General features: G+C 38.4%; 26 protein-coding genes. 11 read left to right on the top strand and 15 right to left on the bottom strand.

Translation table 11 applies throughout. The features are described from left to right. Positions 1-49 precede the first annotated feature (49 nt). Positions 50-529: a hypothetical protein gene (locus M3225_RS19925; protein WP_251396517.1), complete on the top strand. Its 480-nt coding sequence runs from the start codon at positions 50-52 to the stop codon at positions 527-529. A 33-nt stretch (positions 530-562) separates the two neighbouring features. Here the strand turns inward: M3225_RS19925 and gltD are convergent, their stop codons facing one another. Further along, positions 563-2,044, bottom strand: coding sequence for a glutamate synthase small subunit (gene gltD / locus M3225_RS19920; RefSeq protein WP_251396515.1), 1,482 nt, complete (start codon positions 2,042-2,044; stop codon positions 563-565). Positions 2,045-2,060: 16 nt separating this feature from the next. Continuing rightward, positions 2,061-6,614: a glutamate synthase large subunit gene (gltB, locus tag M3225_RS19915; protein ID WP_251396513.1), complete on the bottom strand. Its 4,554-nt coding sequence runs from the start codon at positions 6,612-6,614 to the stop codon at positions 2,061-2,063. Positions 6,615-6,748: 134 nt separating this feature from the next. Here gltB and M3225_RS19910 point away from each other — a divergent pair, with 134 nt between their 5' ends. Both M3225_RS19910 and M3225_RS19905 read left to right on the top strand, forming a co-directional pair. Then, entirely contained in the window at positions 6,749-7,651 is a 903-nt protein-coding gene (locus M3225_RS19910; protein ID WP_251396511.1) for a LysR family transcriptional regulator, read from the top strand. 161 nt (positions 7,652-7,812) lie between these two features. Continuing rightward, a complete protein-coding gene (locus tag M3225_RS19905) occupies positions 7,813-8,883 on the top strand; it encodes a DUF3900 domain-containing protein (protein WP_251396509.1) in 1,071 nt (356 codons plus the stop codon). A gap of 71 nt (positions 8,884-8,954) precedes the next feature. On the opposite strand, the gene M3225_RS19900 is transcribed toward M3225_RS19905, so the two are convergent. Beyond that, a complete protein-coding gene (locus M3225_RS19900) occupies positions 8,955-9,134 on the bottom strand; it encodes an H-type small acid-soluble spore protein (protein WP_251396507.1) in 180 nt (59 codons plus the stop codon). A 78-nt stretch (positions 9,135-9,212) separates the two neighbouring features. Next, the gene (locus M3225_RS19895) at positions 9,213-9,572 is read right to left on the bottom strand and encodes a hypothetical protein (protein ID WP_251396505.1); all 360 of its coding nucleotides are present in this window, start codon (positions 9,570-9,572) and stop codon (positions 9,213-9,215) included. 220 nt (positions 9,573-9,792) lie between these two features. Here M3225_RS19895 and M3225_RS19890 point away from each other — a divergent pair, with 220 nt between their 5' ends. From M3225_RS19890 to M3225_RS19880, 3 genes are all read left to right on the top strand, one after another. Then, entirely contained in the window at positions 9,793-10,101 is a 309-nt protein-coding gene (locus tag M3225_RS19890; protein WP_251396503.1) for a hypothetical protein, read from the top strand. Between the two features lie 141 nt (positions 10,102-10,242). Then, positions 10,243-10,389 (top strand): hypothetical protein, encoded by a 147-nt coding sequence (locus M3225_RS19885; RefSeq protein WP_013056796.1) that lies wholly within the window; start codon positions 10,243-10,245, stop codon positions 10,387-10,389. Positions 10,390-10,519: 130 nt separating this feature from the next. Then, a complete protein-coding gene (locus M3225_RS19880; protein WP_251396501.1) occupies positions 10,520-10,732 on the top strand; it encodes a hypothetical protein in 213 nt (70 codons plus the stop codon). Positions 10,733-10,792: 60 nt separating this feature from the next. On the opposite strand, the gene M3225_RS19875 is transcribed toward M3225_RS19880, so the two are convergent. The 4 genes from M3225_RS19875 to M3225_RS19860 all read right to left on the bottom strand — a co-directional run bounded on the left by M3225_RS19875 (position 10,793) and on the right by M3225_RS19860 (position 13,316). Beyond that, on the bottom strand, positions 10,793-11,227 hold the full coding sequence (locus M3225_RS19875) for a MerR family transcriptional regulator (RefSeq protein ID WP_251396499.1): 435 nt from the start codon (positions 11,225-11,227) through the stop codon (positions 10,793-10,795). A gap of 525 nt (positions 11,228-11,752) precedes the next feature. Further along, the gene (locus M3225_RS19870) at positions 11,753-12,361 is read right to left on the bottom strand and encodes a methyltransferase (protein ID WP_251396497.1); all 609 of its coding nucleotides are present in this window, start codon (positions 12,359-12,361) and stop codon (positions 11,753-11,755) included. Positions 12,362-12,429: 68 nt separating this feature from the next. After that, positions 12,430-12,606 carry a hypothetical protein gene (locus M3225_RS19865; protein WP_251396495.1) on the bottom strand — a complete coding sequence of 59 codons (177 nt, stop codon included), beginning with the start codon at positions 12,604-12,606 and terminating at the stop codon, positions 12,430-12,432. Positions 12,607-12,701: 95 nt separating this feature from the next. After that, positions 12,702-13,316 carry a poly-gamma-glutamate hydrolase family protein gene (locus M3225_RS19860; protein ID WP_251396493.1) on the bottom strand — a complete coding sequence of 205 codons (615 nt, stop codon included), beginning with the start codon at positions 13,314-13,316 and terminating at the stop codon, positions 12,702-12,704. 391 nt (positions 13,317-13,707) lie between these two features. On the opposite strand from M3225_RS19860, the gene cyoE reads away from it, so the two are divergent. Continuing rightward, the gene (cyoE, locus tag M3225_RS19855) at positions 13,708-14,625 is read left to right on the top strand and encodes a heme o synthase (RefSeq protein WP_251396491.1); all 918 of its coding nucleotides are present in this window, start codon (positions 13,708-13,710) and stop codon (positions 14,623-14,625) included. Positions 14,626-14,650: 25 nt separating this feature from the next. On the opposite strand, the gene M3225_RS19850 is transcribed toward cyoE, so the two are convergent. Both M3225_RS19850 and M3225_RS19845 read right to left on the bottom strand, forming a co-directional pair. Beyond that, a complete protein-coding gene (locus M3225_RS19850; protein ID WP_251396489.1) occupies positions 14,651-15,589 on the bottom strand; it encodes a carbohydrate kinase family protein in 939 nt (312 codons plus the stop codon). A gap of 1 nt (position 15,590) precedes the next feature. Next, a complete protein-coding gene (locus M3225_RS19845; RefSeq protein WP_251396487.1) occupies positions 15,591-15,800 on the bottom strand; it encodes a cysteine-rich CWC family protein in 210 nt (69 codons plus the stop codon). 165 nt (positions 15,801-15,965) lie between these two features. Here M3225_RS19845 and M3225_RS19840 point away from each other — a divergent pair, with 165 nt between their 5' ends. Beyond that, entirely contained in the window at positions 15,966-17,324 is a 1,359-nt protein-coding gene (locus tag M3225_RS19840) for a D-serine ammonia-lyase (protein ID WP_251396485.1), read from the top strand. A 31-nt stretch (positions 17,325-17,355) separates the two neighbouring features. On the opposite strand, the gene M3225_RS19835 is transcribed toward M3225_RS19840, so the two are convergent. From M3225_RS19835 to M3225_RS19825, 3 genes are all read right to left on the bottom strand, one after another. Then, a complete protein-coding gene (locus M3225_RS19835; RefSeq protein WP_251396483.1) occupies positions 17,356-18,738 on the bottom strand; it encodes a PH domain-containing protein in 1,383 nt (460 codons plus the stop codon). After that, the gene (locus tag M3225_RS19830; protein WP_251396481.1) at positions 18,731-19,213 is read right to left on the bottom strand and encodes a PH domain-containing protein; all 483 of its coding nucleotides are present in this window, start codon (positions 19,211-19,213) and stop codon (positions 18,731-18,733) included. The genes M3225_RS19835 and M3225_RS19830 overlap by 8 nt, the downstream gene beginning before the upstream one ends. A gap of 135 nt (positions 19,214-19,348) precedes the next feature. After that, on the bottom strand, positions 19,349-20,680 hold the full coding sequence (locus M3225_RS19825; RefSeq protein WP_251396479.1) for an NAD-dependent malic enzyme: 1,332 nt from the start codon (positions 20,678-20,680) through the stop codon (positions 19,349-19,351). 300 nt (positions 20,681-20,980) lie between these two features. On the opposite strand from M3225_RS19825, the gene M3225_RS19820 reads away from it, so the two are divergent. Further along, positions 20,981-21,559, top strand: coding sequence for an LOG family protein (locus tag M3225_RS19820; RefSeq protein WP_251396477.1), 579 nt, complete (start codon positions 20,981-20,983; stop codon positions 21,557-21,559). Positions 21,560-21,588: 29 nt separating this feature from the next. Here the strand turns inward: M3225_RS19820 and M3225_RS19815 are convergent, their stop codons facing one another. Further along, positions 21,589-22,800 carry a cytochrome P450 gene (locus M3225_RS19815; protein WP_251396475.1) on the bottom strand — a complete coding sequence of 404 codons (1,212 nt, stop codon included), beginning with the start codon at positions 22,798-22,800 and terminating at the stop codon, positions 21,589-21,591. 282 nt (positions 22,801-23,082) lie between these two features. Between M3225_RS19815 and M3225_RS19810 the strand changes: the two genes are divergently transcribed. Further along, positions 23,083-23,814, top strand: coding sequence for a ZIP family metal transporter (locus M3225_RS19810; RefSeq protein ID WP_251396473.1), 732 nt, complete (start codon positions 23,083-23,085; stop codon positions 23,812-23,814). 83 nt (positions 23,815-23,897) lie between these two features. Continuing rightward, a complete protein-coding gene (locus M3225_RS19805; RefSeq protein ID WP_251396471.1) occupies positions 23,898-24,443 on the top strand; it encodes a DUF4825 domain-containing protein in 546 nt (181 codons plus the stop codon). Between the two features lie 20 nt (positions 24,444-24,463). On the opposite strand, the gene M3225_RS19800 is transcribed toward M3225_RS19805, so the two are convergent. Then, positions 24,464-25,366, bottom strand: a complete 903-nt coding sequence (locus M3225_RS19800; RefSeq protein WP_251396469.1) for a GNAT family N-acetyltransferase — start codon at positions 25,364-25,366, stop codon at positions 24,464-24,466. Positions 25,367-25,394 lie beyond the last annotated feature (28 nt).

Below are 25,394 nucleotides of genomic sequence, written 5' to 3'. Positions count from 1 at the left end.
TCTAGTGCATAAACTAATGAGAAATAAACGAGGAAGGTGTGAATATCTGATGTACAGTCAATGGATTTACCCCTACATGCCGCACTATTACCACCCAGTGGTTCCTACTACGAATGAAAATTATTTAGAACCTTATAGATACAACGAAGACTTATTTTCTTATATCCCGCATGAAGAAGAGGAAGTTAGATCTACACGCGATGTAGACCGAGTGATGAAAATTTTAAAACGCCAATACCAGTCTATCTACAGAGATGCTCAACGAGGCGGGATGGATAGCAAACTAACAGAATACTTATTTCGTTCCATTGTAAGGTTTGTTGATGATAACTATAGCAATTACAGCGGATCCATTAACGAACGCGTCGAAAAAGCTGCACGACAGCTAAAAAAACGTGAACCGTGGATATTTGAACTTTTTAACTTATACAGCGTTTCTCCCGCTTCACAAGTTCGGATTACCAATACAATTTCAACTGTTTCATTTGAAAATTTACGTAGGGGAAATGACGTACCAAATCCTAGATAACAAAAAAACCGCCACGATTGTGACGGTTTTTTGTTATGGTAATACAGTTGCGCCCATTAGATGGCTATCAACTTGTTTAGCTACTTCACGCCCTTCATGAATAGCCCATACGATTAAACTTTGACCGCGGCGAGCATCACCAGCAGCAAAAACACCTTCAACATTTGTTTTGTAATCTCCATACGCTGCATCTACGCGACGATTTTTCGTTTCAACACCAAACGCTGATAGGATTGGCTGCTCTGGACCTTCAAATCCAATCGCGATAAAGACAAGCTGAGCTGGCCATACTTTTTCCGTTCCTGGAATTTCGGTAAAGATGTACTGTCCATTTTCACCTTTTACTTTTTCCATTTGAACCGTATGAAGTTCTTTCAGATTGCCTTGCTCATCTGCCACGATTTTTTTCGTTTGAATTGAATATTCACGTGGGTCATCCCCGAATTTCGCCTGAGCTTCTTCATAGGCATATTCAAGATTAAATACATGTGGATATTCAGGCCACATATTATCCACTGTACGCTCAGCAGGAAGCTGAGGATGTTTACCAAACTGAACAACACTGCGGCATTTTTGACGAAGAGCAGTAGCTACACAGTCAGCTCCCGTATCTCCGCCTCCAATAACAATAACGTCTTTTCCTTCAGCATCAATAAATTGACCATCTTTGAAGTTAGAGTCTAAAAGGCTTTTCGTTGAAGTTGTTAAGTAGTCCATTGCAAAGTGAACTCCTTTTGCTTCACGACCTTCTAATACTAGATCTCTTTGCTTCTGAGCTCCTGTACACAAAATCACAGCATCATATTGTTCTTTTAATTCTTCAGCGGTAATGTCTTTTCCAACTTCCGTATTCGTTACAAAATCAATACCTTCTTGCGTTAATAAACGAATACGTCTTTCCACTACTTCTTTATCTAGTTTCATGTTTGGAATTCCATATGTTAGTAAACCGCCAGCACGATCTGCTCTTTCATATACCGTCACTGAATGACCTGCTTGGTTCAGCTGATCTGCGCTTGCTAAACCTGCTGGCCCAGAGCCAATAACGGCAATTTTTTTGCCCGTTCTCTTCTCAGGAATACGAGGAGTAATCCACCCATTCTCAAAGCCTTTATCAATAATAGCGCGTTCGATATTCTTAATCGAAACTGCTGGATCTGAAATAGCAAGCGTACAAGAACCTTCACACGGAGCAGGACAAACGCGTCCTGTAAACTCCGGGAAGTTGTTCGTTTTCATTAACCGGTCTAATGCTTCTTTCCAGCGTCCTTTATAGACTAAATCATTCCACTCTGGAATTAAGTTATAGATAGGACATCCAGAAGTAAAAGCATTAATATCCATTCCCATGTGGCAAAAAGGTGTGCCACAATCCATACATCGTGCTCCTTGACGGCTTAGTGCTTCATCAGATAAAGGAGCAGCATATTCTTTCCAATCACCTAAACGTTTTAACGGGTCACGTTCCTTCCCTTTTTCACGTTTGATTTCCATAAATCCTGTTGGTTTTCCCATTGTACTCTCCCCTTTCTTACTGAGCTACCGCTTCTTGTTGTTTTGCCGATGCTTTCTTTTCTTGTTTTGCATTTTCCTCAAACGCACTCATAGCTGCTTCTTCGTCCGTTAGTCCAGCTGCTTTTTGCTCTTCAATGCGATTCATCATGCGTTTATAATCATTCGGAATCACTTTTACAAATTTTGAAAGTGATTCTTCCCAATTTTCTAAGACAAATGCTGCTTTATGACTGTTCGTATATTTTAGATGATTTGTAATCATCTCTTTTACTTCTTCTGCTTCTTCTCCTTTTAAGCTCTCAAACCCAATCATGTCTTTATTGCAAAGGTTTTTGAATGCTTCTTGATCGTCAGCAAATACGTAAGCAATACCGCCCGACATTCCTGCACCAAAGTTTTTACCTACATCGCCTAATACGACAACACGTCCGCCAGTCATATATTCACAGCCGTGATCGCCAATTCCTTCAACCACTACGTTTACACCGCTGTTACGAACTGCAAAACGTTCCCCAGCTAGCCCGCTAACATAAGCTTCGCCACTTGTTGCACCGTAAAATGCAACGTTCCCGACGATAACATTTTCCCCTGACACAGCTGTTGTTTCCTTAGGTGGAGCAACAATGATTTTACCGCCTGATAAACCTTTTCCGATATAATCATTTGCATCTCCAGTTAGATACATAGACATTCCTTTTGGAACAAATGCACCAAAACTTTGTCCTGCAGAGCCAGTGAATCGAAGGGTAATTGTATCTTCTGGCAGACCTTTCTCACCGTAACGCTTTGTAACTTCACTTCCTACAATGGTTCCAGCTACACGGTTAATATTAGAAATTGGAAGTTCTAGCTCGACTTGATACTTATACTCGATTGCTTGCTGTACCGCAGGCAAAATCTTTTGTATATCAAGAGATTCATCAATTTTATGGTTTTGAGGTGTTTTAAAGGTACGTACACCTTCAGCTTGATATAAAAGAGTTGTTAAGTCTAAGTGCTGAGCCTTCCAGTGATTTTTCGCACGTTCGCTAACGCTTAATACGTCTGTACGTCCAACCATTTCATCCACTGTTTTAAATCCAAGTTCAGCCATAATTTCGCGCACTTCTTGTGCAACAAATTTCATATAGTTAACGATATGATCCGCTTCTCCTAGGAATTTTTTACGAAGCTCTGGATTTTGTGTTGCCACTCCAACTGGGCATGTATCTAAGTGACACGCACGCATCATGATACAGCCTAAAACAATTAAAGGGGCCGTAGCAAAACCAAACTCTTCTGCTCCTAAAAGTGCTGCCATTACTACATCTTTACCCGTCATTAATTTCCCGTCTGTTTCAAGCACTACTTTTTCACGAAGACCGTTTAACATAAGCGTTTGATGAGCTTCTGCTAAGCCAAGTTCCCACGGTAGTCCCGTATGTTTAATACTTGTTTTTGGAGACGCTCCCGTACCTCCGTCGTAACCGCTAATGACAATAACATCCGCTACCCCTTTTGCTACTCCGGCAGCAATCGTTCCTACACCTGCTTTTGAAACGAGCTTGACACTGATTCGTGCATCACGGTTTATATTTTTTAAGTCATGAATAAGCTGGGCTAAATCTTCAATCGAATAAATATCGTGGTGTGGAGGAGGTGAAATTAAGCCTACTCCTGGCGTTGATCCACGCACATCTGCCACCCATGGATATACTTTGTTTCCTGGAAGCTGACCGCCTTCTCCAGGTTTTGCACCTTGTGCCATTTTAATTTGAAGCTCATCCGCATTCACAAGATAATGACTTTTTACTCCAAAACGCCCAGAAGCAATCTGTTTAATCGCGCTGCGGCGATTATCTCCATTTTCATCCAGAGTGTAGCGGCTAGGATGCTCGCCACCTTCACCACTGTTGCTACGTGCACCTAAACGGTTCATCGCAATCGCTAATGTTTCATGAGCTTCTTGACTTAAAGATCCAAACGACATAGCACCTGATTTAAAACGTTTTACAATCGAATCAACTGATTCCACTTCATCAATGGAGATAGATGAACGCGTTTCATTAAACGAGAATAGGTTGCGTAGGAAACCGATGCGTTCTTCATTAGCCGATTCAGAGAATTTTTTAAACAAGCTGTAATCTCCCTTGCGGCAAGCCCACTGCAGCGTGTGAATGGTTTTTGGATTAAACGCATGATGCTCACCCGTGTGTCTCCACTGGAAGTCACTTCCCGACTCTAGCGTTTGCTCAATTGTTTCAACATAAGCATTGTCATGACGTGTTTTCGCTTCTTTCGCAATAACATCTAAACCAATACCGCCAAGCTGCGAAGCAGTACCTGTAAAATATTGCTCGATAACCTCTGCACTGATTCCAACTGCTTCAAAAATTTGTGCGCCCCGATAACTTTGCACCGTTGAAATACCCATTTTAGACATTACTTTTACGACGCCTTCAGTAACGGCTTTTACATATTTCTCAACAGCATAGTCATACGATACGTTCAACGTACCTGCGTTAATTTCATTTTGATATGTTGCAAAAGCAAGATATGGATTAATTGCGTCTGCGCCGTAACCAATCAGCGCTGCAAAATGGTGTACTTCACGCGCTTCTCCTGTTTCCACTACAATGCTTGCCTTTGTACGATTTCCTTTTCGCACTAGGTGCTGGTGCAGCCCGCTGACCGCTAATAACGCTGGAATAGCTACAGATTGAGCACCTGCTTCACGGTCTGTCAAAACAAGAATGCTAGCACCGGCGTTAATTGCCGCTTCAGCTTCAGCAAATACGCGATTAAGATCTGCTTTTAAATCATTTGTAAACACAGCAGATATGACAGCACTTTTGAAATCTGGATGAATTGCAGACTTTAGCTGCTCAGTTTGATCGTTTGTTAAAACCGGCGTCTCGAGCTGAATTCGATGAATATTTTCTTTTGTTGGATGCAGTAAATTCCCTTCTGCTCCAAGCAATGTCATTGTCGATGTAACCAACTGTTCACGAATAGCGTCAATCGGTGGATTCGTTACTTGAGCAAACAGCTGCTTAAAGTAATTGAACAACGATTGAGGACGATCAGACAGCACGGCTAACGGAGTATCGTTACCCATTGAACCAAGCGGATCTTTTCCTTCTGTAATAACTGGAACTAAATATTTATGAATATCTTCATACGTGTAGCCAAATGACTTCTGGCGAATAACCAAATCATCGAAGTATTCAGATTTTTTATCCTGTACTTCTGGCAACGTTACCAGCTGTTCATCTAACCACTCTTGATAAGGCTCAGCCTGTGCCATTTCAGATTTAATTTCTTCATCTGAAATAATTCGGCCCTCCTCTAAATCGATTAGAAGCATTTTTCCTGGGCTTAAACGATCTTTATATAACACATTTTCATCTTCAACATCAATGACGCCTACTTCTGATGAAAGAATGATGTAATCATCTTTTGTAACATAATAACGAGCTGGACGTAAACCGTTACGGTCTAAAATGGCACCGATTTGCTTTCCATCCGTAAACGAAATAGCAGTTGGACCATCCCATGGCTCCATTAATGCGCTATGATACTCATAGAAAGCACGTTTTTCTTGTGACATGTGCGGATTCTCAGACCAAGGCTCTGGAATAAGCATCATCGCTGCATGCGCTGGCTTGCGGCCGGCCAACACAAAGAACTCTAGCGCATTATCTAACATGGATGAGTCGCTTCCTTCAGCATCTAAAATTGGAAGAACCTTCGGCAAATCCTTACCAAATGCGTCTGAAACGAACTGCTGTTCACGCGCTCTCATCCAGTTTTGATTACCACGAAGCGTATTGATTTCACCGTTGTGAATTAAATAACGGTTTGGATGTGCTCTTTCCCAGCTTGGGAACGTGTTTGTGCTAAAGCGAGAATGCACTAAAGCAAATGCAGAGGTAAAGTCTTCATCTTGCAGGTCAAGATAAAAAGCATCAACTTGCTCAGGCGTTAATAACCCTTTGTACACGATTGTTCTGCTTGAAAGACTCGTGAAATAAAAACGGTTTTGACGCGCCTGCGCCCAATTTTCTGCTTGCTTGCGAATAACATATAGTTTGCGTTCAAACGCTAAGTCATCTTGGGTACTGTCATTTGCCCCAATAAATACTTGTCGTACGTACGGACAGCTTTCTTTTGCAACTTTTCCGATTTTTCCGATATTTACAGGTACAGTTCTCCAACCTAATAACGTTTGTCCCTCTTCTTCAATTAATTTATTAATATAAGCTTCAATTTCTCGACGCTCGTCTTCGTTATTTGAGAAAAAGATCATCCCAACTCCGTAACGACCTTTTTCTGGCAAGTTCAATTCAACGCATGTCTTTTTAAAGAACGCGTGTGGAATTTGCACCATTAATCCAGCTCCATCTCCTGTTAGCGGATCGCTTCCCTGTCCGCCTCGATGGTCAAGCTGGCAAAGCATATTTAGTCCTTTTTTAACGATATCATGTGACGCTACGCCTTTCAATTGAGCGTATAGTCCGATTCCACATGCATCGTGCTCAAATTCAGGACGGTAGAGACCTTGAGCTTTTGGCATTTGATTGTATGTCATCTTCTTCTCCCCCGTTCGTTTTCTTTATCTTTTTAAGATCACCTGTTTACATTGTAAGTTTTCAAATCAATATAAACAATATATAATTTAGATAAAACTAATCTAATTTTGATATATATAAATGGAGGATGCCTATGGAACTGCGTCAATTACGCTATTTTATGGAAGTTGCAAAAAGAGAACACGTATCTGAGGCGGCAGAATATCTGCATGTAGCTCAATCAGCAATCAGCCGTCAAATCGCGAACCTAGAATCTGAGCTAGGTGTTAGTTTATTCAAACGCGAAGGAAGAAATGTCAAGTTAACAGCAATAGGAAAAGTCTTTCTTGAGCATACAGAGACGGCTATGAAAGCTATTGACTATGCGAAAGAACAAATTGATGAATACTTGGATCCCGAAAGAGGAACGATTAAAATCGGATTTCCAACAAGCCTTGCTAGTCACCTGCTTCCTACTATTATATCAGCCTTTAAAGAAGAACATCCAAATGTTGCTTTTCATCTTAGACAAGGTTCGTACAAATTTTTAATTGAATCGGTCAAAAAAAGAGATATCAATATTGCTTTTTTAGGTCCTGTTCCTATAGAGGACCAAAGTATAGAAGGGCATATTCTATTCACTGAAAACCTTTTAGCCCTTGTTCCTTCTCATCATCCGCTCGCTGAACGGGACAACATCCGGCTACGAGATTTAAGAAACGAAAATTTTGTGCTATTTCCAAAAGGATTCATTTTACATAAAATGGCCTTTGATGCTTGCAAACAAGCAGGATTTATGCCAAATATTTCATCTGAAGGAGAAGATTTAGACGCGATTAAAGGTCTTGTATCCGCAGGAATTGGCGTCACACTTCTTCCTGAAAGCACTGTGTCTGAAACAACTCCCCGTTTTACTACTAAACTTGCTATTCATACGCCGCAGCTTCAGCGCACAGTCGGGATGATTATTCCTAGAAATCGTGATTTAGCGCCTTCTGATAAAATTTTTTATAAGTTTGTCAAAACCTTTTTTGAACGTTTGGAGCAGTATAAATAAGAGAGACACCCCGTCTCTCTTATTTTTTTGCTTCACACACTATTTCTCAGCTGATAAATAGTCTAAATAGATCTTCTGCCCTTACAGCTAACAAGCATTGACGCTTACCGGACTCTTTCTTATACTGAAGTAACTGACTAAAAAGAAACAAGGTGACTGCTATGGATTTTAAAATTAATTTTTTATCATTTTACGTAATACAAGTAGAAGGAAAAGAAGAACAGGCCTCTAAACAATATAAGCATTTTCAAACGCTTGATACCGAAGAATATGAAGAAAATTCCATTAAAGATTTTTTAGACGGTGAGTTTAAAAAAATTGTAAAACGCAAAGTAGAGCGACACCCCAAAGCAGAACAAGTGCCTACAAAGCTCGGGTATTTTGTAGTTGAACCAGGACATGCTCTCGATTCAAACCCTAATTATAATTTATTTCACCGCACTCGTTTTGCCACAACCAAAGAAGAATTTGAAGAAAACAGCGAGCAGTTTATCAATGCTTATCTTGATACTGCAGCCGTTCGAGGAGGAGCATTTTTAGTTGTATCTGCTGTTCCAAGAAAATATTTTGATCATGCTTTTGTGTTTATTTTAAAATGTGACTTTGAGCCAAAAGTGGCTTCAATTTCAGATGAATCAACTCTTATTCGCCATGTAGAGATGGCAATTACTACTAAAAATATGAAATCTATTCAATACCCATACATGCCTGAAGAAGGCATGGTCGAAGAAAGCGAGCTTGTCATCCACCAAGCGTCTCACGCCCGTTACTTTGAAGACTTTTTAAAATTCATTGACTACAACGAGCCGATGCCTGAGGTTATGAAAACACAAGTGATGGATATGGTGCGTGAACACGTCAGCGAAACGTTTGAAGCGGAAAGCGTAGAACTCGAACAGTTTGAGTCGGACATAGAATTGTGGGCAACAAGTGAAAAGCGTGAGCTTCAAGAACGTTTAGATACGCATCAAGTTATGGAAGCTGCTGCTCATATCGTCGAGCATACGCCTGATGCAGAGTTGAAAATGAAGCTTGGTGAAACAGAGATTAAAGGACTGTTAGCTGATTTCGGTGAAAATATTCATTTAGCGAAAGTGAACGGACGCTACGTGGCTTTAATTGAAGCAGAATCGATTCTATTTGAAAAAGGCGCTTCTCCGATTGAGTTTCATAAGCCGGATGATTTGCACGGAATTATTGAAAAAATCAGCAGTAAGCGTTGGGAAGAATAAATAAAAGACAGAGAGCTGCGTTGTGCTCTCTGTCTTTTATTTAACTGAAAAATGAGCTCTATTTATCCACCTTAATGCTCTACTAATTGGTTCACTGCAACATTTTGTTCATTCTCCGGCTGACCTAGCGGATAAATTCTTACCATATCATTTTCTTCGCTTACATGTTGAATATAAATGGCCGTATCGTTATACGTAACGTTAGCCATAACGGGTGAATCAGCAATTTGTTTTGCTCGCTGCTTGTCCACGTTTCTTCCCCCCCTCTATGTTGACATACATATAAGGTTTGCTTAAAGAATGGATGCTATTCGCCGTCTAAAGTAGTTCTACCGTTTTTTAGCGGTGCGGTAGCCAAGGTAAAAAATGAAAGAAGTATAGGTAATAAATGCAGCTCCAGCTAGCAAGATCATTTTGTGATGATGCCAAAGGGCCACATATGTTTTGATGAAGATCCCCTTTGTAAGTAAAATATATTGATACACAATAAAAGCAACCACTAAAGCAAGAAACAGCACTCGAAACAAACGAATGAAATCAATATTAGATAAAACGGAAGCAGCTTTTACCCAGGGTGATGTAGGAGGCTGCGCTTTTTTAGTGCTTCGGCCTTTAGACTTTTGTTTCTTTGCAGGCGGAGCTTTTGATTCTTCTATTTTAGGTGCTGGTTTTTGTTTTCCTTGAGCCATCGGTCACTTTCCCTCTTTCTTAAATAAAGTGTCTAAAAAAGAAGCTTTTCTATTTTGCATATTCAAGAAAGGGTCAGCTATCTCCTTTTCCCTCTTAAAAATACTTTCCTTTTTTAAATACAGAATGTCTTTAGGTATATGCCCAGAGCATTTTTCTTATCTTCGCATACGTTATATCGTGTTTGATTTGAATTTACTATTTAAAAGGAGCGGTGCCCTAATGAACCCTTATTATTTCAACCCTGGATACATTCCTCAACAAGTTGATTACTCAGTTCAACAATACTATCCCCCTTACGTACCACAGCATGAAGAATACGATGAGAGACAGCAGCTTCAAAATCTTGGAGGATTTGAACGGAGAATTCGTACGCTTGAGAGACAAAATGAGGAGCAAATGAGAGAAATTACTCGTTTAAATCGCGTTGTAGAACGACATACTGACCGTATAAACAGATTAAATCAGCGCTTACGCAATGTAGAAAGAAGACTTAACATTCCATTTACAGCAAGCCAGGATGGATTTTAAACTCACCTTAAGCATTCTCGTTTCTTTTGAGCGAGAATGCTTTTTTACATATCTTCCGTCGTTTTTGATAGCACGAAGGATATTTGATTAAACTTTACATAAAATAAAATTTGACTATTAAAAAGAAAAGGAGAAAATCACATGAAATCCCCTGTTGTTATTTGCCCTAACTGTCATTCTCAAAAAGAGCTTGCTACCGTTCTAACTGCTCAGTCTAATCAAAACGTTATTTATACATGCTCAGCTTGCGGCTATAAGCTGACAAATATTAAAACAAGCAAAGGATAATGAGTATCTCTCATCTCACTTAGTACCTATACCCCATACGTTCTTCATTTCCATATACAAAAATTAACGTTTACGTAAATGTCATTAATTTTGTATACTGATAGTATTATGGGAAAAGGAGTTGAAGAAGTTGAAGTTTAAAATGAAGGAACGCGGGCAGCTGCATTTGAGTCCCGAAGGAAAACAATTAATTTTAGACTTATACGAATCAAATACGATGGAATCTGCAAATGAAGCTTTGGATGCTGAAACGAGAAGCTATCACAGTGGAAAAGCCGATGGGATACAGGCTATTTTACTTCTTTTAGGGGTACAGCTAGAAGAAAACACTTCACAATCATAAATGATTGCCCTATAAAAATCATAAAAGCAGACGCACTCTTGTAGTGAATGCGCCTGCTTTTTATGATTCTTCTTGCTCAAATTTTACAATTGCAGCCTTAGCACGATCTCTTAGTGACAGAAGGTCTGACTCTACCTTTAAGATGTTTTTCTTTTTCTGGTCAATCAGCTTGAGCTGCTCTTCAACCGTATGTAACACTTGCTCTAACTTTTCTTTTTGTTGACTTGTTCCTTTCACTTGCCTATAATCCATCTTTTGTATTTCAAGAGTATCACTTAAAGCAAGAAATTCCTGTAATTCTTGAAGTGAAAAACCCATGACTTCTTTGGCATTCGTAATTTTCTTTAAAAATTCTACATGTTCTTCGGTGTACAGACGAAATCCACCTTCACTTCTTGGAGGTGCCGGCATCAATCCAATTTGTTCATAATAACGAATCGTACGTTTTGTTAAACCGCTTTGCTTCGCTACATCATCTATTTTCAGTTCACTCATTTTTAAATCTCCTTTAATCAATTAACAATGTCAACTTTTCATAGTTGTTACTATTATACACTAACGCTAGGCATCTCAAAACAAATCTGAACAGCTGTGCACTTATTTAAAAATAAATAAGCAATTTCTTCACCCTTTTTAGAGTAAAAAAATTGCTTATACAGTATATGCTGGGCTCTTTTCTCTAAAATCTTATCATGAATGCCGTTTTTGTTAATTTACGATTTAGCATACAAATTAATAAATTTGTTTTTTTGATATTTCTTATTTCTATCCACTAAATGTTTATTAACTTGTATGTAGCCTTCTCTTTCTGTACTAGCCCCGCCTGCGCTGAGTACACCGATAGCCACGCATGCTATCCAACCTAGTTTCATTATAGCAGAAAGCGCTTACATAATAAAGTGTTATGCTTTAATTTCTAAAAAGTTATAAATAAAATCAGCAGGTCTTTTTCTAGACCCTGCTGATTTGTTAAATAGAACCGGCGACGATACAGCTTTATAAAACAGTAAATAAGTCGTCTTAATAAGCTATTTTATAAATCAAAAACCGTTCATATGGATTTTTCTGATCCAGCTCTGGCAGCATTACTTCTTCTTTTAAAATAAAAGAAGGGTGTTTTTCGAGATGATGAAGATAATCCTCCGAACTATAATATAAAATCAAATCAATCTCGCGCTTATTCTCTTCCCACGAAAGCAAAATATTGTTCACTACTTGGATAAAAATTTGAACTGAAAAAGGATTAAAAAAATAAAAGCAGTTGTCTAGTGGATGAATCTTATATTCCTGGGCTAAACAACACTGAAAATGAATATGATGTTTGCGGCCCTTGGCTTTTTTTAAATAGCGCCTCTGATTATCTATGGCCTGCTCATAAAAGTGCTCATTCATTTCTATCCCTACAGCGGTGGCATTACATAGGTAGTTCACATAAAAATTCAGCCTTCCTTTTCCACACCCGAAGTCGACAATTCTATCGCTGCTTGTTAGCTCATACTGAGTGAAAAGTGTTTCTAATGCACTATAAGGCGTGGGTTCATAACGATGGTAATGAAATGAACCATTAAATCCCTTTTGTTCTCCCGTTGTTTTTATGTTTAATAAAGCATCATAATATTGCTCATTCATGGTCAATCTCCTGTTTATAGTTGTTGAAAAAGAGAAAGAAGGACAGATGTCCTCCTTTCTCTTTTTTCTCACTCTACTTTCACACGCATTTCTGATATTTTAAGACCGATCTCTTCGATTAACTGCACAGCTTCTGCTCGTTTTTGATCATCTAATGTGCTGACTTCTTGTATATCTATGCCTTTCAAATATCGATAAGAGGCTTTAAGACGTTCTAGGGTATCTTCTTGGTCAAACGTTTTCATGATTATCTCCTCCAGTATATGTAGTTACTATATGTATACCACAAACATGCACGTAATAAATCTAACATGTTTAATAAATACTAAACGTATCTGATTTATCTCAGAGGAAATGTACTTCTAATGGCTGATATATACTCAAAAAATTCCTGGGTTTTAGAATTTTTACGTTCATTTCTTGTATTGGTTGCAAAAAAAGCTTCTCTTTGCGCTTTACTTATCTCAATTTGAACACCCATCCGCCTAGCTGTTTTATTAGTTATATTTCTAGGGCTTATACCGGAAAAAGGGTCTTGATCTGATAAAATTTCTGTACTAAAACCTTTGGAAACAAGCGCTTCATGTACTTTTGACCTTAACGCTTTGTCAGCACCGCCGATTTTAGTGTGTTTTTTACTTTTATCATTGTATCCATGAAAAGATACTGCATAGTCTTCTTTAGATATAATAGTTAACGCATGAGGTTCATCAAAATGAGTGGATGTGATATGAAGATCAGCATTTCCTGATTTCTTTAATCCTTCAAATATATAGTATGAGTATTCGTTTCCTGCTAAGCCAACTGCAAGTTCGGATGTTCCAGTTTCGATACCTCCGCCGTGTATCGCAAGCATTATAATGTTAGAAGGTCTGATTTCAAATTGAATTTTGTAGTCTTGGTTATATACTTCATAAGAGGCAAGTTCAGAGAAGCTAGCATATTTATCTGGCATCATATATCCTCCTTGTGAATAAGACATAGTAAATAAACTTATTAGTCCTTTCTTTAATGTACCACATCTTTTCTTTCATCACATACTATGTGATTGCAATTACCAATAAATATGGTACGATTAAGTTCGAGTTTCTTGCTCGTTAAAAGTTCACCAGATAGTCAAAATTTTCATTTTTAAGCATTCTGTTTTTATCTTATAATAAAGGATGTACTTATTTTTAAGTGGTAATTCGACGTTTTTCTTTGTTTTTTTAAAAAGTTCAAGGAATGTTAACAAATTTTACGAGCAACCTTGATGTAATTACGATATTTTTTTGTTAAAATAGTTTAGTTGATTAATAAAGATTAGGTTTATTCATGCAAGAATAAGCTCAAAAAGGAGAATTGCTGTGAAAAATACCGAAGTTATCACAAAGGAATCACTTCCTATCAATCAGTATTTTTCCCGGGAAGTAATCAGTGCTATTATAAAAACTGGGATTATTAAATCGAACTCTCTAGGAATGGTTGCTGGGCTTTGTCTCGCAATTGCTGTTAATGACTTAAGCTTTGTGACACAAATTCCTATCATTATTTTGGCTTTAATTGGGACATCCTTTGTTGTAGGAGGAGCTGGGGCAGTTAATAACTTCTATGACCGTGATATCGATGCTATCATGAAACGTACAAAAGACAGACCGACGGTAACAGGAGCGGTCAACCCTAAATTTGCTCTATGGTTAGGACTGGCTTTATTTGTTATCGGTGTAGGTATTTTATTTTTAGTTTCTAACATGGCCGCCATCATGGGTATTTTAGGATTTTTCTTTTATGTAGTGCCTTATACTATGCTTACAAAACGTACAACAATTTATAACACCGAAGTCGGAAGTATTTCTGGAGCTATGCCTCCAATCATTGGATGGGCCGCTATTTCACCAGACTTATTTCATCCGGTAGCAATTGGATTGTTTGTATTTATGTTTTTATGGCAGCCTCCTCACTTCTACGCTATTGCGATTAGAAGACTTGAGGAATATAAAGCCGCAGGTGTACCAATGCTTCCTGTAGTAAAAGGTATTCGCCGTTCAAAAGTTCAAACACTTGTATACTTAGTTATTTTACTAGCGGCATCTTTCTTATTTTTATCGTTTAGTAAAATTATTGCATTTACAATGTTCGGTTTAACACTAGTTTGGATGCTTCTTGGGATTTTTGGATTTAAAAAACTAGAAGATACAAAATGGGCTACTTTAATGTTTGTGTTCTCATTGAACCACCTTACGATTATTTTTGCCCTTATGATTGTACTGTCATTTTTCAAATAATAAACTGTATAAAAGCAGGTAGCTATCAGCTACCTGCTTTTATACTAGATACATCTTTTGCTTCGAGCGAAATCATTCCTCCGTATCTCGCCGAAACTGCTCCCCCTAAAGCGTTGGCAAACATTGTATACTGCTCCCATGCTTCCTCACTTTCAGGCAAACTTTTTTCGTGAACATACCATAGAATTCCTGCCATAAACGCATCACCCGCTCCCTTCGTGTCTATCACCTGCACTTTTTTTGCACTCACATGAAGCGTTTGATTTGCAGTAACGGCTACTGCACCATTTTCTCCTTGAGTGACCCACACGTACGGAATATGATACGCTCTCAGTTTTTCTATACTTTCTGTAAGGTCTGTTGAATTCATCAAAAATAGCAGCTCATCTTGAGAAATTTTCAAAATGTCTGTTTCATACAAAAACTGTGTTACGATATTTCTACATGCTTCTTCACTTTCCCATCTTTTCATTCGAATATTCGGATCAAAAGCTACAAGCATACGATGTTGTTTCGCGAGCTTCACAGCTTCCTTTGTAGTTTCCTGGGAAATCGGATGAAACAAAGTGCCTGATCCAAAATAAAAAATCGCTGCCTGCTCAAATAGAGCTTTCTGCAGCTCCTGTTTATACACTTGCTCATGAGGGGTAGAATCTATATAGGAATGGAAGTAACGATCTCCTTCTTTACTTTTATGTACATACACTTCACAAACTTTTTTAGTCTCCGATGTTACACAGCCGCTTTGGTTTACTCCTTCAATTAAAAGTTTCTTTCTCACGAAATCACTTGTTTCATCACTGCCTAACTTGCAGATATAATATGCTTTTGCTCCTAACTTCTGAACTCCAACTGCTACATTAACGGTTGTGCCTCCTAAAAAAGGGTCAAAGCTAGTGTTAGATTCGTTTTTCGCGATAAAATCAATAAATGCCTCACCGTATGAAATAATTCCTTTTTTCACGTTAATCCTCACCTTCTTTCTTCTGTCTCTGAACGCATTTGACACATACACACGCTTTCCCTCTACTTTCTAAAGGAATATGTTTAAACACATCAGAAGTAAAAACTTTCTGCATACACCAACACTCTTCTATTTCTCTGCCTTGTACAGAAGCACAGTTATTTTTCTCTCCACAGATAGGACATCTGCTATCATCGCCTGAAAATGCCATGAATCCCTCTCCTTTTTTCTTCTATGCAGTTGTATGGGGTATCTTTATTAGTATACAAGAGGTGGTTGAAATGCGCTTTCTACTTTTTGATATTTTCGTTTTCAAAATCTCCTATTCTTGGTACTATACATATAACGGAAATAACACATTGCGAAAGGAGCCTTTATGACAACAAACTTATTTCACCAAAAACCCCTTGCTACATGGATGCGTGAATATCCTTTATTAACACCTTTAATCAATAAACAGGAAATACTTTGGATAAACCCTTATATAAGACCTGCTCAAGAAGCACTTTCGTCTCTTCCTTTACACACCAAAGATATAAAAGATGCAAAAGAACGACTTTCTCGCTTTTCTTCTTTTCTTCAAATCGTTTTTCCAGAGCTGAAAGCATCAAAAGGAATAATTGAATCACCTCTTCAAGAAATTACATATATGAAAGACTATTTAAATCAACAAATGAATAACAAGCTGCAAGGAAAATTACTGATGAAATGCGATCATGATCTTCCCATATCAGGTTCTATTAAAGCAAGAGGCGGCATTTATGAAGTATTAAAATTTGCTGAAAGTCTTGCTATCAAAGAAGGGATGCTTACCGAGGAAAGCATCTACGCTCTTCTAACTGAAGAACGATGTAAAGAGTTATTTTCTTCTTATTCTATTGCAGTAGGATCTACCGGTAATTTAGGTTTAAGCATTGGTATTATGAGCGCCACTCTAGGCTTTAACGTCACCGTCCATATGTCAGCTGATGCTAAGAAATGGAAAAAAGATCTGCTTCGTTCTAAAGGTGTAACCGTTATTGAATATCAGTCTGACTACGGAAAAGCCGTGGAAGAAGGACGAAAGCAAGCCGAAGCAGACCCCACCTGTCATTTTATTGACGATGAACAGTCTAGAGATTTATTTCTTGGTTATTCCGTCGCTGCTTTACGTTTGGAAAAGCAGCTAGCCGAGCAGCAGATTCAAGTAGACGCCAAACACCCTTTGTTTGTCTATCTACCTTGCGGAGTAGGCGGAGGTCCTGGTGGTATTACATTTGGATTAAAAGAAATATACGGTGATCACGTTCACTGCTTTTTCGCTGAGCCTACTCACTCTCCTTGCATGCTGCTTGGCTTAATGACCGAGTTACATGCTCGCATTTCCGTTACAGATATTGGACTTGATAACTTAACAGCTGCCGATGGACTAGCTGTAGGAAGGCCATCTAGCTTTGTAGGCGAAACGATAAAATCGCTTATTAGCGGAATTTATACCGTAGAAGATGATCAACTTTTCCGATTTATTTATGAGCTAGCCAATCGTGAAAATATGTATATAGAACCTTCAGCAGCCGCTGGTTTACAAGGGCCTCTTCACATAATGGACAGCGGATCTTCATATATACAAGCGCAAGGGCTAGAAAACGATATGTCACAAGCTACTCACCTTGTATGGTCAACTGGAGGCAGTATGGTGCCAACTGATGTGATGAATAGTTATTACGAGCAAGGAAAAAATCTAATGAGTAGATAACGTCAAAAGGCATGGAGAACAATTATGTTCTTCATGCCTTTTTAGACGAAGTAGCTCGCAGAAAGATAGGATGCCAAATCTCAAATGGAAAATATCCCGACTTATAGCTGCCGCTTATACCCATAGTTGAAATTTTCACTTTCCGGTATCCTCTTTTCCATAAAAAGGTGCCTGCAAACACCTCAATTTCTTCCACTTTCTTTCTTCTAATAATCGTTGTTTTTCGTGTTAAAAACTGCGATCGAATACTGACAAATACCTCGTTCATCATCAAGCCGCCTTGGCGATAGCCCAACCAGTGAATAAGTACGTATGCGAGGCATAGCACGGCAATAACCCACACAAACATTGATTTCCAAAAGCTGATGCCAATCCCTGCCGCTGCAAATAACAAGAGCGGTAATATTAATGGGTACCATGCATATTGAATAGCTGTATTTCTTGGACACTTTATATATTCATAATGCGGCACATATACGTTCATTAATGCTGAAATCTCTTTTTGTTGGATAAACGGGTGCAAATAGACCTTTTCTTTTAAATCAGAGGTTACTACATTTAACGAAACGGAAGACCATCCAAATAAGCGTCGAAACAACCCTTCTTCTATCGTAACAGCCTGTATTTTATGAAACGGAATCGTAAGGGATTTCTTATTCAACAGTCCGTATTTAATATGTAGATAATGGTCATAGCGTTCCACTGTAAAACCGCCAAATCGTATCACATACAAAACGATAGACAGTAAATAAGCAAGCACCACAATTACAGCCACTAATACAAATAAACCAAGCATCGATTGATGAATCACTTCTTCGTAAGCTGTCTTCACCCAGCGGTTGATATACGTATCAATATACTGATAGAGAAAACCAAGAGCAGCAAAAATATAGCCAAAATTCCCAGAAAACGCAGCAGCTAACGCCAGCTGTTTCACCGAAACTTTCATCTTACGTTCAGGACTTTTTTCTCTTACTTCCGGCTGACTTCCTGACAGCTTTAACGTATCTTTAAGATGGTGCGCTTCTTTTAGTGAAATACCAGATAAATCAATTTCAGCATCCGTACCGCTGCTGGCCGTGTCAATACGAAGTCGGGCTAAGCGAAGGATCCTAAAAACAAATGGCTGATCTAACTGAATCGATTGAATGCGATTTCGTTGAATAAATCGTTTTTCTTTTTTTAAAATCCCTTTGTACAGGCGCACTTCCGTTTCCGTTACTTCATAACGAAATTCTCTCCAAGTAAAAAAAGCAAATACAGCGACTACGCCTCCCGCTAATAGCGTTGCCCACCAATATGTAAACAACAGGTGCCGATTGACAATAAATACAAACACAAAAGGCAGGATATTATTTTTTATATGTTCAATAAATGCTATGGCAATATATAACGGATGCAGCCGCTTACTCATCTTCATCATCTACCTCTGCTAGTCTAGCAATATACTCTCGCAGTGCTTCAGCATCTCTTTGTCCGAGTGCAGGAATTTCGACGCTTCCAGCTGCTGTGATGATTTTAACAGATGCCAAGTCAAATTTTCGAAAAATCGGCCCTGTCAAAGTTTCAACGTGCTGCACTTTTACAAGCGGAATTTTCGTATGATACCAGATGAATAGCCCTCGTTGCACATCAATTTGAGTATCCGTTACTTCATATGAATATACATTCATATATACATTTGGAGCTATAATTGTATATATGATAAAGCTAACAACCAATAGTCCAGCTGATATCCATCCAATAATTGACCACCAATCAAAAAAATGAACGAGTAGAAAATAACCTGCTGTTGCCAGAAGCCACAGGCCATGCGTAAAAATTGATTGCCAGCGCATCGCTTTTTTAGCCTCAAGAGGCAGTTTTCCCTTTAAATGTTCAAACTCCATAAAAGCTCCTTTCTCTACCTTTTTTAATAGCTCTATTACTATTTTACGTTAAAAAAGGAAAAAAGTTTCACAGTTTACCATTTTCTTATTATTTTCGATAAAAACAAAGCTGCCTATTTCTAGGCAGCCTTGTTTTTATCGATAAACGCCGTCTTTCTCACCGTGTACGACAGCGGCTCTTTCAACTGCTTCAGATACTGCTTCATGTACAGCTAGATTAAGAGGGTGAGGAACTAAATCACCTGCACGCGTTGAATTCGCAATGGCTTCAGCTGCAGCTACAAGCATCGTATGCGTAATATCGCGCACTCCCGCATTTAATACTCCTCTGAAAATACCTGGGAAGCCAAGTACATTATTCACGGACCTTCCGTCAGTAGCATAAATAGCTCCTGCTTCAAGCGCATCTTCAGGTTCAATTTCTGGCTTTGGATTAGAGAGGGCTAGAATGATTTGCCCTTTTCGGATCCATTCTTTTTGTATTAAACCAGGTACACCCGTTGTCGCAATGACAATATCACAGCTTTCCATAAGCTCTTCTAACGAATCCGCTACTTTTCCACCGTAGCTGATTAAGCGCTCATTCGCTTCGGGAGACTTATCAGCTCCTATCACCTGTTTGACACCGTAAGCCATGAACATTCTGCAAGTAGCGATACCGGCAGCTCCTAAGCCAATTTGTCCTACTCTAGCTTCTTTCAAATTCACACCTGTGCTGCGACAAGCTGAAATAGCTGCTGCTAGTGTCACAACCGCTGTTCCGTGTTGATCATCATGCATAACTGGAATATCGAGTTCTTCTTTCAAGCGTTCTTCAATTTCAAAGCAGTGAGGCGACCCTATATCTTCTAGTAAAATACCGCCAAATCCCGGTGAAATATTTTTAACCGTTTTAATGATTTCTTTCGGTTCATTTACATTCAACAAAATAGGGATAGCGTTTACATTGGCAAGTTGATCAAATAACGCAGCTTTTCCTTCCATAACCGGCATCCCTGCAACTGGGCCAATATTTCCTAACCCCAATATAGCTGTACCATCCGTTACGATCGCAACCGTGTTTCCAATACTCGTATAAATCTTAGCTTTATCGGGCTGTTCTTGAATAGCACGGCAAACGTTTGCTACACCTGGTGTATACACTCTTCTTAAGTCGGCGATCGACTCAATTTTCATTTTGCTTTTCATTTGAATTTTACCGCCTTCATGCGCATGGAGAACTTCATCTGATACTGTATGTAAAGTAATGCCTTCTAAACTGCGAACCGCTTCAAGCAATTGTTCAAGCTGGTCTTCACTTTCAACTTGAACCGTAATGCTTCTCATGGTGTAGTTATGTCCTACTTTAACGGTTTCAACTTCGCCGATGTCTCCTCCAACATTTCCAATAGCAGTTGCTACTCTTCCTAAGTTTCCCGGTACGGTTGGTGTTTGTACCATTAATGTGCGTATTAAATTATTCATCATATCCCCCTTGTCCTAATCCTGCAGTACGTATGCTTACTAAATGAAGCCTTTAAAACGGTCAAATTACCCATAAGTTCATGTTATCTACTTATCTTACAAGTAGATCTATACGTACTCTCTTTTCCATCAAAAGAAAAGTAATAGATAACGCTTTCAAAAAGCTGTTTCGCTTTGATTATAAGCAAAGTTTTTAGAATAATCAAGCGATGACATTGTGAAAATTCATAAATTATTAAGAAGGAATTTGTTCTTCATAAACAGAAAAGACTTATATAGAGAAGAAACAAAGGAGTGAAGCAATTGAAATCAATTTGTGTGTTTGCAGGATCAAGCGCTGGGATAAAAACGGAATATAAAGAGGCCGCCGTCTCGCTAGGACGTTACATGGCCAAAGAAAACTACCGGCTGATCTATGGAGGCTCACGAATGGGCCTAATGGGAGAAGTCGCAAATGAAATGCTCCAACATGGGGGCGAAGTCATTGGTATTATGCCCCGCGGTTTGTTTAGCGGTGAAATCGTTCATACCGCGCTAACAGAACTCATCGAAGTAGAAAGCATGCATGAAAGAAAAGCAACTATGCACGAGTTAGCTGATGCTTATATTGCACTTCCTGGAGGTTTCGGGACATTTGAAGAGTTGTTTGAAGCTCTTTGCTGGGCTCAAATTGGTATACATAAAAAACCAGTGGGATTATTAAATGTGAACGACTACTACAACCCGCTTATGCAAATGGTTCAGCATGCCGTAGATGAAGGGTTTTCTACTGATTCTGCTATTCGTCTAATTAACATTTCTGATACTCCCGAACAGCTTATCTCTTCAATGGACACCTATGCTTCTCCTTCAGGTGACCAAAAATGGAACACTGAACGCTAAAAAGCAAGCGCATAATTTGCGCTCGCTTTTTAAGCGTTATTAAAAGCAATCTCATATTTTTTCACACCAAAAACAAAAGGGCTATCTATTGGCTTTAAAGACTGATTCTGAACTTTCGAAAATCCCCCTTTTTCTAGTAATTTAGCAAAGGCAATTTTCCCTTCCATTCTTGCCAGCGGTGCTCCTAAGCAAAAATGGATGCCAAACCCAAAGCTCACGTGAGGATTCTTTTTACGATTAACTACAAAAGTGTTAGGGATTTCAAACTTAGCTGAATCTCTATTTGCACTTGCTGCCCAGCTAATCACCTGCTGCCCTTTTTTAATCTTACATTCTCCAAATTCTACATCTTCAGCAGCTATGCGTCCAATCGCTTGAATAGGAGGATAATAGCGAAGAGTTTCTTCCACCAGGTTCGGAACTAGCGATATGTCTTGACGAACTTCATCCTGCACGTCTAAGTCTTCTGTCATATACCGGACTCCGTTAGTAATTAAGTTTGTTGTTGTTTCATTGCCTGCTACTAGCAATAGAATACAAAACCCCAGTACTTCCTCTTCTGTTAAATGTTCGCCGTCAATTTCTGCTTCTAAAAGCAGCGAAATAAGATCTTCTTGTTTATTTTTCTTACGCTTGGCGATAATTTCTTTAAAATACCCTTGTAAAAAAATCACGCCGTCATTACGCTTTTGCATCATTTTCGCAAAAGCTTCGTCTGAATTATTTTCAGCACCGCTGACTAAGTCATCGGAGTACTTTTTGAACAGTGCTCGATCTTGTATAGGTACTCCTAGTAACTCTGCTATTACAATAATCGGCAGTGGTCCAGCAAAGTCTTCTACTATATCAAACTGTTTTTTGCTGTTTACTTCATTTAATAAATAATCTGCAATTTCTTCAATATGACTCTCCAAGTGCTGAATAGCTCTTGGCGTAAAAGCTTTGTTCACTAAGTTTCGTAATTTTGTGTGTTTTGGAGGATCCATCATTAAGATACTTTCTTGACGTTCTTCCATTGCTCGTTTAGATGAAAAAAGCAATGGGTTTTTTAAAATATATTTTACTGTTTCATAATCAAATACATCCCAACAGTTTCGGCTTTCATCGTAACGAATAGGTGCCTCCTGACGCAGAGTGTTATAAATATCAAAGGGATAAAGCTGCTGTTCAACGGATTTAATTTCTTGCATAGGAATCAAGTTAGCATAACGATTTTCTCTTTTCACTACTTTTGGGTTCATCTCGTCTTCCTTCTTTCGTTTAAAAGTAAACTCGTTAAGTTTTTTAATTGTCTACAGATAAAAGAATTTTTTTCCATCTTTTATCTTTTGATAAGCCTATCACAAGGTTTTTGCACTTTCAACGGACATAATCAGAAAATTTTGTCAATTATACCGAAGACTTATTTTATTCAAGGTCTAACTCAGTGATTTTTTCCATTTTTTAGTTCATTTATCTTGTTTCATAATAATCATATAGATGGTTACACTACAAGTAAGTACGTAAGAAAGTAGGGATCTCATGTGATAGATGCCCTTATGTGGGGTGGTGTCTCAGGCTCAGCTGTACTAATCGGAGCTATTATAGCTATCTTTGTACCTTTAAAAAAACAGTTGACTGCTTATATTATGGCTTTTGGCACGGGCGTTTTGTTAGGAGCTGCTGCCTACGAGCTCATTCAAGATTCGGTAAAAGAAGCGGGGATTATTGCTGCTTCTTCAGGCTTCTTAACTGGTGCAGGGCTCTTTACTCTTCTTGACATGTCCTTAGCTAAAAAAGGCGCTCACAAAAGAAAACGTTCTAACCACCTTGCCCCCGCTAGCTCGGGACTAGCAATCTTTATAGGTACCATTATGGATGCTATACCTGAGTCACTTATGATTGGCGCAAGTTTGATTGAACAGCACCGCGTTAGCTGTCTGCTTGTTGTCTCTATTTTTATTAGCAATATACCCGAAGGAATCTCCGGGACAAGCGGACTACTAAAAAGCCAATACAACCAAAAGAAAATTTTTTCATTATGGCTTTCAGTTTTGTTCATATCAGCTCTCTGCTCTTGGATTGGATACCTATTTCTTCAAAACGCTACCCCAAATATGATGGGTTTTATTGCCTCATTCGCCGGGGGAGGAATTATTGCAATGGTTGCTTCTACGATGTTGCCAGAAGCTCTTGAAGAAGGTGGTCCTGTTATTGGTTTTATTGCTTCATTAGGGTTATTAACTTCTATTATTTTGGATTATATGTCTTTTTAATGAATAAACTTATATTTTTTATGAAACAAAAAATATAGGTCTTTCGTCTTTACAAGTAGATATAAATAAAAGGAGTTACAATCATGAAAAAAATATATGCTTCTCTTTCAATTTGCTCTGTACTCACTTGCTTATCAGGGTGTGCCTATGCGCCTCATAATAATCTGTCTGCTGAAAGAGTCTCTGCTTCTTCTATTCACCATACTTCTTCTTTAGAACATGAGACTTCAATAGAGGAAATTACAAATAAACTTCCGGGACACTTTTATTTGAAAGGCATAACCTTTCAAAATGCGCAAAAACCTTATTACTTAGCAATTAATTACACTGCAATAGATAATCAGCATACGTTTGAAAAAAGCTGGACGTCTGTTAAAACCAAACGTACACTTTTACATAACGCAACCATCTTACTTTCTGTCGTACAAAATGTTGACAGCGTTCACTTTACTATTAATACGACTGTTCCTCAGACAATCACGATTACTCGAAAAGAGTTAACCGACTTCTACGGAATTGATCTGCGGAATTATAATGACGTGAATCAAGTGTGGAAAGCAAAATACGAAGGGCAACAAGAAAAAATTGATGAATTTTATGATGCACATCCTATTACGGAAATGCAATAAAAGCGGTCCATGGCCGCTTTTTAAAGTTGGTTTTTCATAAACACCTGCTCAAGTTTGATTCCTTCATCTGTATATAAATCTTGAAAGCCAAATGATTTTAACATTTTCACGAGTAAGCTATTCCTTTTTGCAGGTACATTATATGTATTGTAAGCAATTGGTCCATACATATTAAAAATGGATACCAATAAAAAGCCCAGAACTTCCTCTCGATTTGAGATATTTTCCTTAACGCTTCCTTGATAAAAAGTAACGGAATTCACGATGCCTATGGAAGAAAAATTCTTTTGAAATAATAGATAGCCAACTTCTTCGTTTCTTTCATTCAACGCAATAAACGATTCTCCATCTCGAATACAGTCAAATTGATTTTTCCACGGAACATCGTATGTATAAAAAGATAGGTTCTGAATATCTTTTGCAAGCCCTCGCTTTAGCGAATACGTAAACTGATTCTTCTTTTTAAGTAAGGGAGAGCGAAAACTACCTCTATGCTTTAGAAATAAAAGCGTATCTACAATCTCATATCCATATTTCTGATAAAGGTGAATGGCTTTTTCATTAACCTTAAATGCTTCCAGACTAGCTTCCACTACTCCCTGTTGTTGATACCTCTCAAGTGAGGCTTTTAGCAAGGCTACGCCAATTCCCATTTTTCGGTAAGATAATGCTACGCTTGTACCTCCATTCCAAGCATGTTTTTTTCCTTTAACCTTTTTTATTCCATTTAAAATAATTCCAGCTGGTGTTTCATTATAAAAAGCGACAAAAGAATGATCGACAGATAGATGATCGAAACCAAATCTACAAGTGAATTGATCTAGTGACAGCGCAATGGGAATATAATAATCTTCAAAACCCTTATTGAATGCTTTTAGCGCATCAGAAAACGAACACTGGCTTAGGGGCTTAATTATAATCACAGTACATTCATTCCTTTTTTAAAAAAAT

The organism is Priestia aryabhattai (assembly GCF_023715685.1).
Classification (GTDB): Bacteria; Bacillota; Bacilli; order Bacillales; family Bacillaceae_H; genus Priestia; species Priestia aryabhattai_B.
This window is presented reverse-complemented; position numbering and strand designations above follow the sequence as displayed.